11 protein-coding genes are annotated in these 17374 nt (G+C 62.6%); 4 read left to right on the top strand and 7 right to left on the bottom strand.

The features are described from left to right. The first annotated feature begins 130 nt into the window (after window positions 1-130). Both glf and BE0216_RS08575 read left to right on the top strand, forming a co-directional pair. Window positions 131-1303, top strand: coding sequence for a UDP-galactopyranose mutase (glf, locus tag BE0216_RS08580; protein ID WP_094637653.1), 1173 nt, complete (start codon window positions 131-133; stop codon window positions 1301-1303). 164 nt (window positions 1304-1467) lie between these two features. Then, entirely contained in the window at window positions 1468-3813 is a 2346-nt protein-coding gene (locus BE0216_RS08575) for a transglycosylase domain-containing protein (RefSeq protein WP_094637600.1), read from the top strand. Between the two features lie 190 nt (window positions 3814-4003). On the opposite strand, the gene BE0216_RS08570 is transcribed toward BE0216_RS08575, so the two are convergent. From BE0216_RS08570 to BE0216_RS08540, 7 genes are all read right to left on the bottom strand, one after another. Next, the gene (locus BE0216_RS08570; protein ID WP_094637599.1) at window positions 4004-5068 is read right to left on the bottom strand and encodes a glycoside hydrolase family 43 protein; all 1065 of its coding nucleotides are present in this window, start codon (window positions 5066-5068) and stop codon (window positions 4004-4006) included. Between the two features lie 216 nt (window positions 5069-5284). Beyond that, entirely contained in the window at window positions 5285-6202 is a 918-nt protein-coding gene (locus tag BE0216_RS08565) for a carbohydrate ABC transporter permease (RefSeq protein ID WP_094637598.1), read from the bottom strand. Continuing rightward, window positions 6199-7143: a carbohydrate ABC transporter permease gene (locus BE0216_RS08560; RefSeq protein WP_094637597.1), complete on the bottom strand. Its 945-nt coding sequence runs from the start codon at window positions 7141-7143 to the stop codon at window positions 6199-6201. Before BE0216_RS08560 ends, BE0216_RS08565 begins: the two co-directional genes overlap by 4 nt. A 148-nt stretch (window positions 7144-7291) precedes the next feature. Continuing rightward, window positions 7292-8596 carry an ABC transporter substrate-binding protein gene (locus tag BE0216_RS08555; protein ID WP_094637596.1) on the bottom strand — a complete coding sequence of 435 codons (1305 nt, stop codon included), beginning with the start codon at window positions 8594-8596 and terminating at the stop codon, window positions 7292-7294. A gap of 226 nt (window positions 8597-8822) precedes the next feature. After that, window positions 8823-9863: a glycoside hydrolase family 43 protein gene (locus tag BE0216_RS08550; protein ID WP_094637595.1), complete on the bottom strand. Its 1041-nt coding sequence runs from the start codon at window positions 9861-9863 to the stop codon at window positions 8823-8825. A 367-nt stretch (window positions 9864-10230) separates the two neighbouring features. Then, window positions 10231-11310, bottom strand: a complete 1080-nt coding sequence (locus tag BE0216_RS08545) for a LacI family DNA-binding transcriptional regulator (RefSeq protein ID WP_094637594.1) — start codon at window positions 11308-11310, stop codon at window positions 10231-10233. 30 nt (window positions 11311-11340) lie between these two features. Then, a complete protein-coding gene (locus tag BE0216_RS08540) occupies window positions 11341-13497 on the bottom strand; it encodes a family 43 glycosylhydrolase (protein WP_094637593.1) in 2157 nt (718 codons plus the stop codon). A gap of 125 nt (window positions 13498-13622) precedes the next feature. Here BE0216_RS08540 and BE0216_RS08535 point away from each other — a divergent pair, with 125 nt between their 5' ends. Continuing rightward, complete coding sequence (locus tag BE0216_RS08535) at window positions 13623-15206, top strand: glycoside hydrolase family 43 protein (protein WP_094637592.1); 1584 nt, start codon at window positions 13623-13625, stop codon at window positions 15204-15206. 140 nt (window positions 15207-15346) lie between these two features. After that, window positions 15347-17116, top strand: coding sequence for a family 43 glycosylhydrolase (locus BE0216_RS08530; protein ID WP_094637591.1), 1770 nt, complete (start codon window positions 15347-15349; stop codon window positions 17114-17116). Window positions 17117-17374 lie beyond the last annotated feature (258 nt).

The raw sequence follows: 17374 nt of genomic DNA, 5'->3' as shown, positions 1-17374 counted from the left end.
CTGGTCATCGCCGTGTCGCGCGGCGGATCTCCGCATGTTCCGCCGCGTCAAGCGGGGCTCGGGCGGGTTCGGAACGCATGCGGGTACTATGAGGAACGAAACGAACATCTGCGATGAAAGGTTGCGTTCCATGGCTGTGGATTATCCGGATTTGGTTGTTGTGGGTGCGGGCCTGTTTGGCCTGACGGTGGCGCAGCAGGCGGCGGAGCTGGCGGACGCGCGCGTCGAGGTGATCGACATCCGCGACCATATCGGGGGCAACGCGTACAGCTATATGGACGAGGAGACGGGAGCGGAGATCCACAAGTACGGGGCGCACCTCTTCCACACGTCGAGCAGGCGGGTGTGGGAGTATGTGAACAGGTTCACCGAGTTCACGGACTACGTGCACCGCGTGTGGGCGACCCACGACGGGGAGGTGTATCCGCTGCCGACGAATCTGGGCACGATCAACCAGTTCTTCCGCGCGCATATGACGCCGGCCGAGGCCAAAGCGCTGATCGCCGAGCAGGCGGGCGAGCTGGCGGGCCAGGACCCGCAGAACCTCAACGACAAGGGCATCTCCCTGATCGGCCGCCCCCTGTACGAGGCGTTCATCAAGAACTACACGGCCAAGCAGTGGCAGACCGATCCGGCCGAGCTGCCGGCGTCGATCATCAACCGCCTTCCGGTGCGTTTCAACTACGACAACCGCTATTTCCAGGACACGTGGGAGGGCCTGCCGAAGGACGGGTACACCAAGTGGATGGAGCGCATGGCCGCCGACGAGAGGATCCATGTGAGCCTGGGCGTGGACTTCTTCGACGCCTCGCAGCCGTACAGCAAGGACGCGCTCAAGGCGGCGGGCGTGCCGGTGGTGTACACGGGTCCGGTGGACCGTTATTTCGACTACGCGTTGGGCGACCTCAAGTGGAGGACGGTGGACTTCAAGGAGGTGCGCTACGACGAGGGCGACCATTTCGGCTGCCCGGTGATGAACTTCTCGGACGCGGACGTGCCGTACACGAGGGCGATCGAGTTCAAGAACTTCAATCCCGAGCGCCGCGACGCCCAGAATCCGGACAAGACGGTGGTGTGGGAGGAGTACAGCCGTTTCGCCGAGCGCGGCGACGAGCCGTACTATCCGGTGAACACCGAGGCGGACAAGGCCCTGTACGCGAGGTACGAGGAGCTCGCCGCCGGGGAGGACAAGGTCGTGTTCGGCGGCAGGCTCGGCACGTACAAGTACTACGACATGCACCAGGTCATCGCCACCGCGTTGGACGCGTACGAGAAGCGGATCGCGCCCATGCTCGCCAAGTGAGACGGGCCGCGCCGTCCCGTATTTGAGCGGGTGTTCAGCCGGTTTCCAGACAAGAACCGGAGGACCGTCTAATTGTGAGGGTTCGGGGAAAATCAGTTCCCCGAACCCTTGTTTTACGCACTTAACGCTCCCCTTGTTCGGGGGCAGCGGTTACGGTGGAACGTATGGCTTCATACACACGTCGCGCCCGCAATACCGCCGGCGCCGCACAGTCGGGCGCCGCCTCGACCCACGGCCCCCGCACCGCACGCACCGCCACATCCCACCGGAGGGTCAGTGGCGGCGCGAAGAAGACGGGCGCATCCGGATCGCATAAGTCACACAAAAACGGCAAGAACGGCAAATCCGGCAAGCGTCGCATACTCAAATGGACGCTGGGCATCATCGGAGGCCTGATCGGCGCCGTGCTGCTCGCCGGCATCGGACTGTTCGTCTACCTGTACGCCACCACGGAAATCCCCCAACCGGAGAAATTCGCGCTGGCGGAGAAAACCACCGTCTATTACGCCGACGGCACCACGGAGATCGGCTCCTACGCCGAGCAGAACCGCGACATCATCAGCTGCGAGTCGCTGCCCGACTATGTGGGCCAGGCCATCGTCGCCTCGGAGGACCGCACCTTCTACAGCAACTCCGGCATCGATCTGAAGGGCATCGCCCGCGCCTTCATCACCAACGTGACCACGGGAACGCGCCAAGGCGGTTCCACCATCACCCAGCAGTACGCGGAGCGCTACTACATGGGCGAAACCACCTCGTATATCGGCAAGGCGCGTGAGGCGGTGCTCGCCATCAAAATCGCCCAGTCCGAAAGCAAGGACGAGGTGCTGTGCAACTACATGAACACCATCTATCTGGGCCGCAACTCGTACGGCATCCAGGCGGCCTCGCAGGCGTACTTCGATAAGGACGCCGCCGACCTGACGCTGTCGGAGGCCGCCATGCTGGCCGGCATCATTCCCGCGCCCTCGACCTGGGATCCCGCGGTGAACGAGGAAATGGCCCAGCAGCGTTTCGAGCGCGTGCTCAGCATCATGCAGGAGGACGGATACATCACCTCCGAAGAACAGAGCGAGGCCGCCTTCCCCACCACCATCGACAGCACGCAGCAGAACGTCTACCAAGGGCCGAACGGCTACCTGCTCACCATGGTGCAACGCGAGCTCATCAACGCCGAGGCCTTCACCCAGGAGGATCTCGACACCGGCGGATACAAGATCGTCACCACCATCGACAAAACCAAGCAGGACATCATGCAGACCGTGGGCGACACCCGCCCCGACGACATGCCCGATTCCATCCAGGTGGGCGGCATCGCGGTCGATCCCGACACCGGTGCGGTGCTGTCCGTGTATGCGGGATCCGACTATCTGACGCAGCAGCTCAACAACTGCGACCAGGCGGTGTTCGAGCCCGGCTCGACCATGAAGCCCTTCGCCCTGTTGGGCGCGGCGCAGGAGGGAGTGAGCTTCAGCACGCTGTTCAACGGCAATTCCCACCAGCATTTCTCCGGCATCACCGCCGAGGTGAACAACGCGTTGGAGAACAACTGGGGCAATATCGACCTGTATCAGGCCACCGCCAACTCGGTGAACACGGTGTTCATGGCCGTCAACGAGAAACTCACCCCGCAGCGCACCGCCGAAATCGCGCATGAGGCGGGCATCACCGGCGAGATCGACGAGGATTCCCCGTACAACGTGCTGGGCATCAACGCCATCACCGTGTGGGATCTGGCGCAGGGGCACACCACCATCGCCAACGACGGCGTGAAGAACACGCTGCATATGGTCGAATCCGTGCAGGATTCCGATGGCAACGACCTGTACAACTCGCCCGCCGAGAACGAGCAGGTGTTCGACTCCAACGATTGCGCGCTGGTGCAGAAGGCCATGCAGGGCACCACCTCGTACGGCACAGCCGCCGGCGTCTCCACGCTGCTGGGCCGCCCGGTGGCGGGCAAGTCCGGCACCGCGAACGATGAGAACGCCGCCTCCTTCGTGGGCTACACGCCGAATCTGCTCAACGTGTGGGCCATCTGGAATCCGGATGAGAACGGCAATCCGCAGGTGGTGCCGGAATTCGCCGGATACGGCGTCTCCTCCACCGGATATCCCTCGCATCTGTTCAGCGAATACATGAGCCAGGCTTTGGTCGGCATGGAGGTCGAGCAGTTCACCACCGCCACGGATAACGGCAAGGTCGGCGGCTCCGACGGCACCTGGGGTCTGGGCACCTCCGTGGCGCAACAGCAGCAGGAGGCCGAGGAACAGAAGAAGGCCGAGGAAGAAGCCCAAAAGCAGGCCGAGGAAGAGGCGCAGAAGCAGGCCGAAGAGGAGGCCCAACGGCAAGCCGAGGAGCTCGCCGCGCAGTGCGCCGCCAACCCCAGCTATTCCACCGAATGCCCGAACTATCCCACCACGGGAGACGGCGGCGATGGCGGGAATGACGACGGTTCCTCCACCACCGGAGGCAACTCCGGCGACGGCTCCTCCAGCAGCACCAACTAACGCCGTCAATTGGCAACACCACGGCCTCCCCGCCATCACGGGGAGGCCGTTTTCATACGTTCATCGCCACTCAGGGCGCTTATCTCCGCGTCGGACAGACGAATCGCCCGATCCCTTTCCCGTCATTCCGAACGGAGGGCGCAGCCCGAAGTCGAGGAATCCCTCCGACGCGTCGCTCGCTGGCTGTCCATCAGGACAATCGGTCGTATTCTTCGCGGGTGAGCGAGACGACGCCGCCATGCTTGGTATGCGCGGCGAGACTGAAGTCGGCATCATCCAGCAGACGCCAGCCCGCGTCCAGATCATTCGTGACCATCGGCCGGTAGCCGACCGAGGGGATCACATCCACCAGCAGATACCATTCGTCGCCGGCGCCTCCATCGTTGTGATGGTTGGCGAACACGGCCGGGCCCTCCACGCCGCCCGGCTCGCCGCCGGCGTATTCGGCGCCGATACGCGTCTGGATCGTGGTCCACTGGGTTTCCGGCATCCACCAGCGCTTCGCGTCGGTGCGCTCCATCCAGATGCCGTTGCCATGGCTGTTGTCTTTGGTGATGCGGTAAGTGCGCGTGCCGCCGTCCGGCAACGGTCGTTGGATCATGGTGGTATCGATGGAGTTGCCGCCGGTGTCGATGAACACGCCGCCGTATTCGTACGTTTCGTTGGTGAAATCGGTGGTCGCGCCCCACAGCACGGTGTCGTGGGATTCCGGATCGGTGTGTTCGGGGTCGTCGTCGGCGAACGGACGGGACGACCAGTACATCACGAACGCGCCGCGCCCGCCGCCATGGCCGGCCGCGCGATCCTCGTCGTAGTAGTCCGGCACCCATAGGCATTCGCAGGCCCAGGCCATGCCGAGCTCCATGCGTGAGCCGTCGGCCCTGCGCGACACATCGAGCGTGCGGGGGCCGCGCCAGTGCAGCAGATCATCGGATTGCCAGATGATGAGGTTGGTGCTGCCGTGGTGGCTCCAATACCCCCAGTTGTCGTTGCCTTCCTCGGCGTCGCGCCCGCCGAACACCCGCAAGTCGGTGGCGATGATATACCACACGCCGGTTTCCGGATTGCGGATGATGTGCGGGTCACGCACGCCCGTGGTGCCGATGGTCGAGGTGAGCACCGGCTCGCCGCCGTTGAGGGGGATCCAGCGGCGCGGGTCGTCACCGTCGGATCGGTCCAGATAGATGCGTTCGGCGTATCCGTGCGGGGCCTCGCGGAAGTGGACCATCAGGTAGCCATAGGATTTACCAGCCATGGACGCATATTCCTTTCTCCAGCCAGCGCGCGCCGTTAGGCCGCGCCCACGTATCTCTAACGATGAAATCTCATTTCAGCATAGCCGGGATTCTTCGCCCCACCACGAACGATTATCGCCCCGTCTGCGAATACGATCGGGCCGCCACTGCATGACGACACAGTGGCGGCCCGATCGCAGCGCCGATCAAGCGCTTGAAGGAGGAGAGAACGGATCTTACTTCATGCCGGTCATCGCGATGCCTTCGACGAAACGCTTCTGCACGAAGAAGAACACGATGAGCAGCGGGAGGGCGGAGATCAGGGCGCCGGCCATCACCACGCCGTACGGCGTGACCGAGGAGCCGTGACCGGTCAGCATGGCCAGACCGGCGGTGATGGTGCGGGTCTCCGGCTTGGATGTCATGATCAACGGCCAGAGCAGGTCATTCCAGTTGCCCATGAAGTTGAACATGCCCACGGTGAGGATGGCGGGGATGGAGTTTGGCAGGATGATCTGTGCGAAGATGCGGAACTCGCCGGCACCATCGATGCGGGCCGCGTTATCCAGATCCTTCGGGATGGAGATGAAGAACTGGCGCAGCAGGAAGATGCCGCCCACATCGGCCATACGCGGGATGATGATGCCGAGGTAGCTGTTGACCAGTCCCATGTTGGCAAGCAGCTTGTAGACCGGGATGAGCAGGGCCATGGCCGGAATCATCATCGTGGCGATCAGCACGCCGAGCAGGATGCCGCGGCCCTTGAAGTCCACGCGGGACAGACCATAGGCGGCCAGTGAATCGAAGAACACCGAGATGATGGTCACGGCACCGGCGAACACGACGGTGTTGAGCAGCTCACGGCCGATCGGCAGGCGTTCGAACAACGAAACGTAGTTCTCGAGCGTGAATTCGGAGGGGATCAGCTTCGGCGGCCAGGTCTGGGTGATCGCATTCGGGGTGAAGGAGACCAGCACCACAACGATCAGAGGGAACACCATGAGGATGGTGATGAGGACCAGCGCCAGGTAGCTGAAGAACAAGCCGACGCGACGACGGGTGGTGGCCTTGCGGCGCAGACGTTCGTTCTCGTCGTTGATGCGCTTGTTCTCCGCCTCCTGGGCAGATGTGAGGGTGACGGTCGCGGCGCTCATGCGATCTCCTCCTTCTCATGCTTGTTGTTGGTGTACAGCTGGATCAGGCCGACGATGAGGGTCATGATGAGCAGCACGTACGACAGGGCGGACGCGTAGCCGAGCTTGCCGTTGCCGAACGCCTCGGTGTAGATGCGGTACACGATGGTCTCGGTGGCGCGGTCGGGGCCGCCGGAGGTCAGGATGAACACCTGATCGAAGACCTGGAAGGAGCCGATCAGACCGAAGATGACGATGTAGTTGAAGGTCGGGCGCAAGGCCGGAAGAGTGATGTAGCGGAATTTCTGCCAGGCGCTGGCACCGTCGAGCGAGGCGGCCTCGTAGAGCTCCTGGGAGATGCCTTGCAGACCGGCGAGGAAGATGACCATGAAGTAGCCGAAATTCTTCCACACGGTGATGGCGACGATGGTAGCCATGGCCGTCTCGCGGGTGCCGAGTAGGTTGACGCCATCGATGCCGAAGTATTCACTCAGCCAGTAAGGCACCAGACCGAGGGAAGGCGAGAGGATGAAGTTCCAAGCGATCGCGGCCACAGTCAGCGAGATCACGAAGGGCAGGAACATGCAGGTGCGGAAGAAGCCGACAAACTTGAGGTCCTTGCGGTTGAGCAGCAGCGCGAACGCGAGGGCCACGATCACGACGAGCGGGGCGTAGAACACTGCGTAGACCAGCGTGTTCTTGACGTCGGTCCAGAAGTCGGCGTTGGTGAACAGCTTGATGTAGTTGTCGAAACCGACGAACTTGCCGGCGCGGTTAATGCGGTCGGATGTGAGCGACGTGATGAACGTCTTGACGGCCGGGTAGAAGACGAAGATGGCGAGGACGATCAGTGCGGGGGCGGTGAACGCCAGGCCGGTGATCAGATTGCGGCGCGCGATGGCTTTTTTATTCTCCTGCGCGACCGCATGCGCCCCATCAGGCGACTTGATTGCTGTGGTCATTGCTCCTCCAAATTGATGAACGGTTGGTGATGAACCGGTCGGGACGGCAACGGCCACGCTGACGATGGAACCTTGTATGGCCCACGGTGTCGGCGTGGCCGTTATCCGTCTGATCGACCGACCGACTCATTCGGTCGGATCCGTGGGATCAGTCCTCGGCGTACTCGTCGAGGTAGCCCTGGATCTTGGTCTCGGCCTCATCCAGCAGGCTTTGGATGTCGTCATCCGTACGGGCGGTGTTGGAGGTGAGGGTATCAAGGGTGGCGGAGATATCGCCGAAACCACCCTTCAGACCGGCGATGCCGATGAAGGACTTGTCGGTGTTCTCGGCGACCTTGGCGATCAGCGGACGCTCGGAGAGCTCGTCGGAGGTGACGGTGGTGTTGTTCGGCGGGTAGGCGGAGCCGAGGGACCAGGTCACCTGGTTGTCGTGGTTGTTGTACCACTTGAAGAACTCGTAGATGCCGGGGAGCTTCTCGGAATCGCCGACCTGCGAGGTGACCCACCAGTACAGGCCGGTGGAGCCGGTGTTGGAGCCGGAGGTGCCGTCCGGGTAGACGTAGGTGCCATCGCCATCCGGCACGGCGAACAGGTCATGGTTGATGCCCTTGTCGGTGGCGGCCTGGTCCTCCCACGGGCCGACGATCACCATGGCGGACTGGCCGGATTCGAAGGACTCGCGGGCGGCAGTCTCATCCATGCCGGTCAGGGAGTAGCCACCGTTGTAGAATTCGCGCATCTTCTCCAGGAACTCCTTGTTCTGTTCGGAGTTGACGGAGACCTCGCCATCGGTGGTGTACAGGCCAGTGCCGTTGCCCTTCATGAACGGGGCCCAGCCCACGTCCGGAAGAGCGATGCCGTACTGGGTATCACTGATGGTGAGCTTCTTGGCCACCTCGAGCAGCTCATCCCAAGTCTGCGGAATATCGGCATCGGTCAGGCCAGCGGCCTCCCACATGTCGGTGTTGTACCACACGGAGGTCGGGGCATAGCCCATCGGAACGCCGCACTTCTCCTCGGAACCATCGATGTTGAAGGTGATCTGCTCAACCACGTTCTCGATGTAGTTCTCGGTCTCGTACTGGGAATCGTCATAGAAATCGGTGACGCACTGGAAGGTGCCGTCGATGGACCAGCCCTGGCCGTTGTCGGCACCGGTGGTCACGAAGTCGGGACCATCGCCAGAGGTGACCTTGGTGACCATGGTCTCGCCGATGGTGCTCCACGGCTGAAGCTGGGCGTCAATCTCATACTCGTCCTGGCTGGCGTTGAATTCATCGACGATGGCCTGGAGGGTGTCGCCATCGGCCTCGGAGAAGCCATGCCACATTGTGATCTTGATCTTGCCGTCGGCGGTGGTCTCCACGCCGCCGTTGTTGCCGCAGCCGGCGAGACCGACAGTGCCGAGCATCGTCAGAGCGACGCCCGCGACGAGGGCTTTCTTAATCTTCATTGGAGTATCTCCTTTTGTCTCCTGTTGGCGCCCGGACGGGCCGTTGCAGACGAACCGCCCAGGGCTTGCGCCTCAAGCGATTCTCGCGTTGGTGGTGCGTAGCGGAGGATCTTGTGGAACCTCGTTGTACTCAACTCTCCAGCGGAGCTTCACTGCTCGTTTGCAACGTTGTAATTTTTATTATAGCGATTTTTCCATCGTTGCACAAATGGGGACACGCCGTGTCTCACGCTTGTTTCGCCAACTCCGGAAGGGTTTCGGCCGGCGTACCCGCCTGAGGGCCGCCGTCCGCGGGCAGCACATCGGTGGTGGCGGGACTCCACACCACATCCGGCTCGGGAACGCCGAAGTCGGGGCCGGATTCGGTCCAGTTGACCACGCCGACGCGGGCATGGCGGTTCGGATCGAACAGCGGATCACCCTTGATGTCGGTGTAGTTGCGGCAGTGGTAGATCATCAGATCGGTTTCGCCGTCCTCCGCCTTGACGAAGGAGTTGTGCCCGGGGCCGTACTGGCCGTTCTCGGCGCAGGTCTTGAACACGGGGACCGGGCTTTTGGTCCAGCTGGCCGGGTCAAGCAGATCGGCGTCGCGGTCGGCGGTAAGCAGACCCACGGCGTACGGCACGCCGGTGCCGGAGGCCGAGTAGGTGATGTAGATCTTGTCGCCATGGAACAGGAAGGCCGGGCCTTCGTTGACGAGGAAGTCGATGCACTCCCAGTCGTATTCGGGCTTGGTGAGCATCACCGGCTCGCTTTCCAGCGTCCACGGATTGGCCATTTTGGCGATGTACAGGTTGGAGTTGCCAGGGATGTCGTAGTCCTTCTGCGCCCAGACGAGGTACTGCACGCCGTCGATCACCTCGGTGGTGGCGTCCAACGAGAACGAATCCATCGGGGTGACGATCCGCCCCTTCTCCACCCAGTTGTCGGTGGTGGGATCGGCGTCGGTGTTCTCCAGCACGTACATGCGGTGCGTCGGCATGCCGTTGGGCTCGAACTCGCGTTCGGCGGCCGCGAAGTAGATGTACCACGCGCCGTTCACACGATGGAGCTCGGGCGCCCAGATGTACTTGCTCATCGGACCGGTCTCATGCTTGCGCCACACCACGGTTTCCGGCGCCGATTGCAGATCGTTGATCGTGGAGGCGTGACGGATCGCGATGCAGTTGTACTCGGGGTCGGAACCGGTGAAGTAGTATTCCCCATCCACCTTGAGCACCCAGGGATCAGCGCGCTGCAGCACTACCGGATTGTTGTAAACAGCCATGTTCTCCCTCAATCCTTAGCGTTTCAGTGTTTACAACGTTGAATATATCAGGTTTACAACGTTGGAACAAATCGGCGCGTTGTTTTCCATCACATCGCCATAACGCTATAACGCCCCACGACGCCACAATGCCCCACGACGCCACAACACCGTCGTGGCAACGACCGAAAATGACGCCCGCGTAAAAACCATCACTGAGCCGGCGTCAGCGGCGCAAATTACGGAAGTTTCCCCGTTCCACGCGTAAAAACCATCACTGACTTCATCTCAGTGACGCAAATTACGGAAATCCCCATTCCCGAGTAAAAACGCCGTTGGCGTCGGTCCAAGACCGACGCCAACGCAACGACCACCGCCGGTGGCACCGTCAGTACTGCACCGCCCCGTCCGGCAGCGGCCGGGTGGACTGTCGCACCACCAGACTTGACGTGACCTTGCGGAACACCGGAGCGTCTCCGGACGCTCCACCGAACGGTGCGACGCCGTCGATGCGGTCCTTGAGCACCTTCACCGACAGTCTCGCCACCGCCTCCAAACCGGGGGAGATCGAGGTCAGAGCGGGGGTGAGGTATTGGGAATCGTCGGAGTTGTCGAAGCCGATCACCGAAATATCGTCGGGAATCTTCAGATCATGCATCTGGATCGACTGCATCACGCCGGAGGCCAGCATGTCGTTCAACGCCACCACGCCGTCGGGGCGGACCCCGCTGTCCAATAGGGCGTTCATCGCGCTCACGCCGTCGCTTCTGTGCCACATCACCGACGGAACCACCAGACGTTCGTCGAATTCGACGCCGGCCTCGTCAAGAGCCTCCTTATATCCTTGGAAACGCAATGCGGCGGATCCGACCTTCTCGCCGGGGTGCACGCCGACCACGGCGATATGCCGGCATCCGGTCTGCAGCAGATACGTCGTGGCGCGTTTCGCGCCCTCCACGTTCTCCGTGGCGATATGGTCCACCGTGTCGGTGAAGATGCGTTCACCGAGCAGCACCAGTGGGTAGTCCACGTTCAGCTGGTCGATGTCCTCCTGCCCCAACTCCAAGGGGCTGAAGATCAGACCGTCCATCATGGTCTGCTGCGAGCCGTGCAGCGCGTTGATCTCGCCGTCGCGCGAGTACAGCGTCGGCTCCACGATCACGCGCATGCCCAGCTTCTTCGCCTCCTCGATCACCAGCGAGCTGAGCTGTGAGAAATACGGCATGGTCAGATCGGGAATCGCCAGAGCGATCACCCCGGTCTGGCCGGTGCGCAGATTACGTGCGGAGACGTTCACGGTGTATCCCAGCTCGGCGATGGCCTGATTGACCTTATCGCGTGTGGAGGCGGAGACGAATTCGTAGTCGTTCACCACATTGGACACGGTTTTGATGGATACGCCGGCGGCCTTGGCCACCTCACGCATCGTCACGACGCGCTGCTCGCCGGAACTTTTCTTCCTCGGCATACGTATTCGTCTCCTTTAACGTCTCTTCACTCACAACAGGGTGATATTCATCGTTATACAAGCATAGTCCGGATGCAGCTCCTCGGCGGACTGCATATCCAGGATCGGCATGCCCTCCGCGGACCAGTGCACGCGGCGGACCTGCGCGTCGCGGCCGCCATACCGCCCCTCCTCGCACTCGGCGTTGTGGAACACATAGATGAGATTGCCGTCCTCGTCGTGGGACCACATGCCATGTCCGGTGCCAAGCTGCCATTCACCGTTGTACACACCGGATTTCTGCAACGGATAGGCGAGTTTGGTCCAAGTCGCGGGGTCGAGCAGGTCGGCGTTCTCCCCTGCCGGAGCGGTCACCAAACCGGTGGTGTAGTCGATGCCGACCAACGATCCCGAATAGATCAGGAAGATGCGCCCGTCATGCACCACCGCGTTCGGCCCTTCGGCGATCGCGTTATCCCATGCGTATTCCGGCACGATGATCTGCCGCGGCGTGGAGGTCAGGCGGTTCGGCCGCTTGGGGTCGAAACTCGCGATCCACACGCTGCCCACCTGCTGCCATGCGTAGTACCAACGACCGGAATCGGCGATCACGGTCATGTCGAGCGATATGCGCTGCACAGGGTTGAGCGTCTCACCCGCAGCCCCCAGAATCGGTTCGGGAACCGTCCAATTGCCCGGCTCGCGCGGGTCGAGGTCACGTCCGTCGGCATCCTGTTTGAGCTGCATGATATGGCAGCTGCCGGTCCACATATCCGGCTTGCCGGCGCGGTCGTTGGCCGAGCCGTCGGGGTTGGCGTCCGGCCCGTCGAAGCAGGGCATGAACAGGATGGACAGGCGTCCGTCGATCACATGCAGTTCCGGCGCCCAGAAGCAGCCGGTCATCGCCCGGCCTTCGGAGTTGAGGTCGCCGCGCACGAGCAGGTCGACCTCGCGCTCGCGCCCGCCGGCCGCGTCGGAGAGCTCGGCGATGGAGGATGCGACACGCAACGGCATATGGGTGTGTCCGCCGCGCGGGTCGATGCAGTTGCCGTCCTCGTCCTCGGTGGCGATGAACAGGAACAGCGGCTCGCCGTTCCAGTTCCAGGCGAACACCGACGGATCGGCGCGCTCCACGGCGAACGGAACGGGGTAGATGGTTTGGCGGACGCGTCCGTGGATGGCGCGACGCTCCCCCGCGACCAGTCGTCCGTCGGCGAGGTCGTCGGCCAACCGTCCGATTTCGTCGGCATCCCAATCCACCGCCCGCATGGCCGTCGAACCGTCCGAGTATGCGAGTTCCGCGCGCACGTTGCGCAGGCCCGCCACCGCGTCGCGGGCCTCATCGCCACGCAACGAGGATTGCATCGTATATGGGCGCACGGATGCGCCGGTGTTATAGACACGGCCGAAGCGCGCGATCAGCGCATGCGCCTCCTGCTGCGTGATGGCGATGCTGTTGCCGGGCACCACGTCGGCGATGCCGTAGGCGTCGAGGTCGTCCGTGCACGCATCGACCGGACCGAGGCCGACAGTCTCAGCATCCGGCGATTCCGTATCATCGGCCACGGCAAGCGTGTGTCCGGCGGCCGCGGTGATATCGTCCACCATCGCGAGGCGCGCGACGCCGTCATCCGAGCGCCAACGGATACGGTATTCTCCGGCGTTTTGGTCGAATTCCACACGTGGCTTGTTCACGCCGGCGTCGGTGTCGAGCACCACCTGGCCGAGCTGTTCGAAATCGGTCAGATCACGGCTGATGGCCAGCAGAAAGGACGAGCGTTCCGACCCGTCCGGATCACCGCCGCGCGCGGTGCGCGTTGCCACGATGCCGAAACCGCCGTCGGCCAGACGGAACAAATAGGGGTCCCGCAGGCTTTTGAGCACGATGTCGACTTCCGGCATCACCGCGCCGTAGGCGACGGCGGGGCTTGCCTCACGGCCGTCGTCGTAGGGATCCACGCCGAGGCGGGCGGCCGCCACGCAGGCGGCGCGCGCGTCTCCCGCAGGAGCCCCGTCGGCATGCGAACAGGCGGCGCTCGGCACTCCGGCCGCGAAGAAGATGCCGTAGTTCTCGTTCAACGGCATCCAGTCGCCGCTGACGTGTGAGCGCAGCGCGAGATGCATACTCAGCGCGATATCGGCGTTATTCGCCTCTTCGCGCCTGGTGGGCTTGCGGGTATAGCACAGCAGAGAGGTGGTGCCCAACATTGCGACATCCTTCCGGAGTGGACATTTCTTTACAACGATGTACACTATACCGTGTATTACATCGTTGTACAAACCGCGGGCACGATCCCGTCTCACAGCGGAGAAACAAGAAGGGGCATACTTCCATGACTTTCACTACTACACTGATCGCCCGCGCGCGGCGCGCCGCAGCAGGCATTCTCACCGCGATCCTGCTCGTCGGCACGATCGCCGGCTGCTCGACCGCATCTTCAACCACCGGTGAAGCCGCCGGCGAATCGTCCAGCGAAACGGAATCCATCAAACGTGGAGAGTCGCACGATCCGTCCATCGTCAAGGCGGACGGCACGTACTACATCTTCGGATCGCACCGTGCCTGGCTCAAATCCGACGATATGGTCAACTGGACCGCGTTCGAGAACAACCTCAGCACCGACTACGAATCGATCCTTGGCGACATCTGGACTGAATGGGCCAAGCAGTCCACCAATCCCGACATCACCGGTAACATGTGGGCACCCGACGTCGTGTGGAACGAAACCATGGGCAAATGGTGCATGTACATGTCGGTGAATGGAGACAACTACCGTTCGGTGATCGTGCTGCTCACCGCCGACGACATCGAGGGTGACTGGACCTACGTGGGACCGGTCGTCTACTCCGGCTTCGAAAAGGTCAATGCCGCCAAAACTGACGTGTGGCAGGTGCTGGGCGAAGGCGCGGACCTCACACGTTACGCCTCGCAGACCGACACCGGCATCAACGCCATCGACCCCTGCGTGAAAACCGACGAGAACGGCGACATGTGGATGACGTTCGGATCGTGGTTCGGCGGCATGTGGATGTTCAAGCTCGACCCTGCCACCGGTCTGCGCGACTACACCACCACCTACGAAACCGTCGAGAACCAGTCCGACGCCTACTATGGCGTCAAACTCGCCGGTGGCTTCGGCAACTCCGGCGAGGGCTCCTACCTCATCAAAATCGGCGACTACTGGTATCTGTTCGCCTCCTACGGCAACCTGCAGCAGACCGGCGGCTATCAGATCCGTATATTCCGCTCCGACAAGATCACCGGACCATACGTCGACGAGTCAGGCAACACCGCCGTCTCCACCCGCGCCGTGGGCAATAATTGGCAGAGCGAAATCGGCATCCGCCTGATGAGCTCGATCCAGTGGAGCGGCAACGACAACGCCAACATCGAAGTGGCCCAGGGACACAACTCCGTTCTTGTGGACGACGACGGCACCGCATGGCTCGTCTATCACACCCGCTTCTCCGGCCGAGGCGAAGAGCATGAGGTGCGCGTGCGCCAGCTGATGAGCACCTCCGACGGCTGGCTGGTCGCCGCCCCATACGAGTACACCGGAACCAAGGCCGACGAGGCGGGCTACGACGCCGCCGATCTCGCCGGCGACTACGAGCTGGTGACCAACGAGCAGAACACCTCGTTCAAAGGACCGAAGAAGGTGACCGACAAGGACAGCACCGACTACCGCGGCGTCAACAAGCCCATAAACATCACGCTGAACGCCGACGGCACCGTCTCGGGCGATCAGACCGGCACGTGGGAGGCCACGGACGGCTCAAACCAGGTGACCCTCACCCTCGGCGACGTGGTCTACACCGGCGACTTCGCCAAGCTGCCGCGCGATGTGGACGGCAAGGAGGTCATGACCTTCACCGCTCTCGGCGACAACATCACCATCTGGGCCTCCCAGCTCTAACCAACCACGGCCAGGTTGGACCAGCCCGCACGCCGACCCAGCCTGGCCGCACATTCGCCCCCGTCTTACGGTCCCTTCTGACGGTCGGACGTCAGAAGGGACCACGGGCCGATGTCCAAGCACTTCCAAGGAACCATCCCATGCCAGAGCACACCAGCGAGACCGCCGTCAAGACCGTCGCCGAAACCAACAAGCCTCCAGCCGAATACCCGCTGGCAGACGGCCGTGTCGCCATCCACGATCCCGCCATCGCCGAAGAGAACGGCGTCTACTACATCTTCGGCACGCACCGCCGCTTCGCGAAAAGCCGCGACCTCGTGCACTGGGAACGGTTCGACAACAATTTGAGTCGCGATCCGCACGCCCTGCTTGACGAAATCTGGCACAACTGGCCCAGCCAGCCCGAAAATCCCGAACTCGAAGGCAACACGTGGGCACCGGACGTGATCTGGAACGAAACTATGCGCCGCTGGTGCATGTACCTGTCGGTGAACGGCGCGAATTTCCGTTCCGTCATCGTGCTGCTCACCGCCGATCATCTGGATGGCGACTGGACCTACGTAGGACCGGTCGTCTACTCCGGCTTCACTCCCGACAATGTGCGGCTCACCGACGTGCCACGCGTGTTGGGAGACGAGGCGTATGGCAATCTGGCACGCTATCAGTCACTCAAGGACACGCATATCAACGCGATCGACGCGACGCCGATCCAGTGCGAGCACGGCGAGATCTGGATGAGTGTCGGCTCGTGGTTCGGCGGCATCTGGATGTTCAGACTCGACCCTGCCACTGGCCTGCGCGACTACACGACGCGCTACCCGCTCGTCAAGAACGCCGCAGACCCGTACTACGGCGTGAAAGTGGCCGGCGGATACTGGAATTCCGGCGAGGGCTCGTATTTCGTACGTGAGAACGGATGGTGGTATCTATTTATGTCGTACGGCTGGCTCGGCCGCGAAGGCGGATATCAGATCCGTCTGTTCCGCTCGAAAAACCTCGTCGGACCGTATTTCGACCAGAACGGCAATCCCGCGATCTCCTCCGGCGAAATCCCCGACAACCACACCAGAGGCACCGGAATCCGCCTCACTTCGTCGGTCAAATGGAGCGGCGGCCCCACGCGTGATGAGGAGGTCGAAGTCTCGCAGGGGCATAATTCCGCCTTGCGCCGCAGCTCGGACGGCAGACTGTTCCTTGTCTACCACACGCGCTTCATCGCCCGTGCCGAGGAGGATTACGAGACGCATATCCGCGAGCTACTGCCCACACCCGACGGATGGCTGGCCGCAGCCTCTTACGAATATCAGGGTGTTCCGGCCACTGCGCCGACAGCCCAGGAACAGCTGACCGGCGAGTACGAGATCGTGATGCATGATCCGCATACGTTTTTCAACGGCAAACGGCGCGAGGACGGCTCGTGGGAGGGAGTCAACGCACCACGCACCATCACCCTGCACGAGGACGGCCGCGTGACCGAAGGCGATGTCGTGTCGTTCTACGACACGTCCGCCGCGAACATGCCGCGCGGGACGGACGGACCGGCCACCTGCGGCTCATGGCGACTACTCGGCGTATCCGGCGCAGTCGCAGTCCCCACTCCCAGCGAGACCGCGAGCCCCACTCCCAGCGAAACTGCAGGCCCCAATCCCAGCACGACCGCCCATCCCGACGTCTGCAATCCGCAGAGCAACGCCACCACGGACATCGCATCCGCCACGTCCGCCGCGCCCCGACCGTTGCGCGAATCCATGTGGAGACCGTCCTGCTGCCGCGCGGAAATGGCGATCACCGTGGACGACGTGACCTACACGGGCGTGTTCGCCGTGCTCCCCCGCGAAACCGACGGCCGCCCCACGCTCACCTTCACCGCCATCGGCGGCAATCGCGCCCTCTGGGGCGCACGCCTCTGACGCCCACCCAGCACCGATCGCCGATTTCATCCAGCCGTCCCGAGCGGAACCGCCCTTCCATCACGAACGTCCTCCTTCACACCCGAACGGAACGGCCTCCTGTCGTCACCCCCGAACGGAATGACCTCCCGCTCGTCATCCTGAGCGGAGCGAAGCGGAGTCGAAGGATCCCAAACCAAGGCGGCGAATCCGACCAGACCTTGGCCCTGCGGCCCAACTCAAAACGACGAAGAAGGAGCCGCAACGAAAAAGACCCCG

Origin of the sequence: Bifidobacterium eulemuris (assembly GCF_014898155.1) — a bacterium.
In the GTDB taxonomy this organism is placed as follows: Bacteria; Actinomycetota; Actinomycetes; order Actinomycetales; family Bifidobacteriaceae; genus Bifidobacterium; species Bifidobacterium eulemuris.
This window is presented reverse-complemented; position numbering and strand designations above follow the sequence as displayed.

Excerpts from the sequence above, each read along its gene's own strand:
- glf (WP_094637653.1), top strand. The coding sequence starts at position 131 with ATGGCTGTGGATTATCCGGATTTGGTTGTTGTGGGTGCGGGCCTGTTT.
- BE0216_RS08575 (WP_094637600.1), top strand. The coding sequence starts at position 1,468 with ATGGCTTCATACACACGTCGCGCCCGCAATACCGCCGGCGCCGCACAG.
- BE0216_RS08570 (WP_094637599.1), bottom strand. The coding sequence starts at position 5,068 with ATGGCTGGTAAATCCTATGGCTACCTGATGGTCCACTTCCGCGAGGCC.
- BE0216_RS08565 (WP_094637598.1), bottom strand. The coding sequence starts at position 6,202 with ATGAGCGCCGCGACCGTCACCCTCACATCTGCCCAGGAGGCGGAGAAC.
- BE0216_RS08560 (WP_094637597.1), bottom strand. The coding sequence starts at position 7,143 with ATGACCACAGCAATCAAGTCGCCTGATGGGGCGCATGCGGTCGCGCAG.
- BE0216_RS08555 (WP_094637596.1), bottom strand. The coding sequence starts at position 8,596 with ATGAAGATTAAGAAAGCCCTCGTCGCGGGCGTCGCTCTGACGATGCTC.
- BE0216_RS08550 (WP_094637595.1), bottom strand. The coding sequence starts at position 9,863 with ATGGCTGTTTACAACAATCCGGTAGTGCTGCAGCGCGCTGATCCCTGG.
- BE0216_RS08545 (WP_094637594.1), bottom strand. The coding sequence starts at position 11,310 with ATGCCGAGGAAGAAAAGTTCCGGCGAGCAGCGCGTCGTGACGATGCGT.
- BE0216_RS08540 (WP_094637593.1), bottom strand. The coding sequence starts at position 13,497 with ATGTTGGGCACCACCTCTCTGCTGTGCTATACCCGCAAGCCCACCAGG.
- BE0216_RS08535 (WP_094637592.1), top strand. The coding sequence starts at position 13,623 with ATGACTTTCACTACTACACTGATCGCCCGCGCGCGGCGCGCCGCAGCA.
- BE0216_RS08530 (WP_094637591.1), top strand. The coding sequence starts at position 15,347 with ATGCCAGAGCACACCAGCGAGACCGCCGTCAAGACCGTCGCCGAAACC.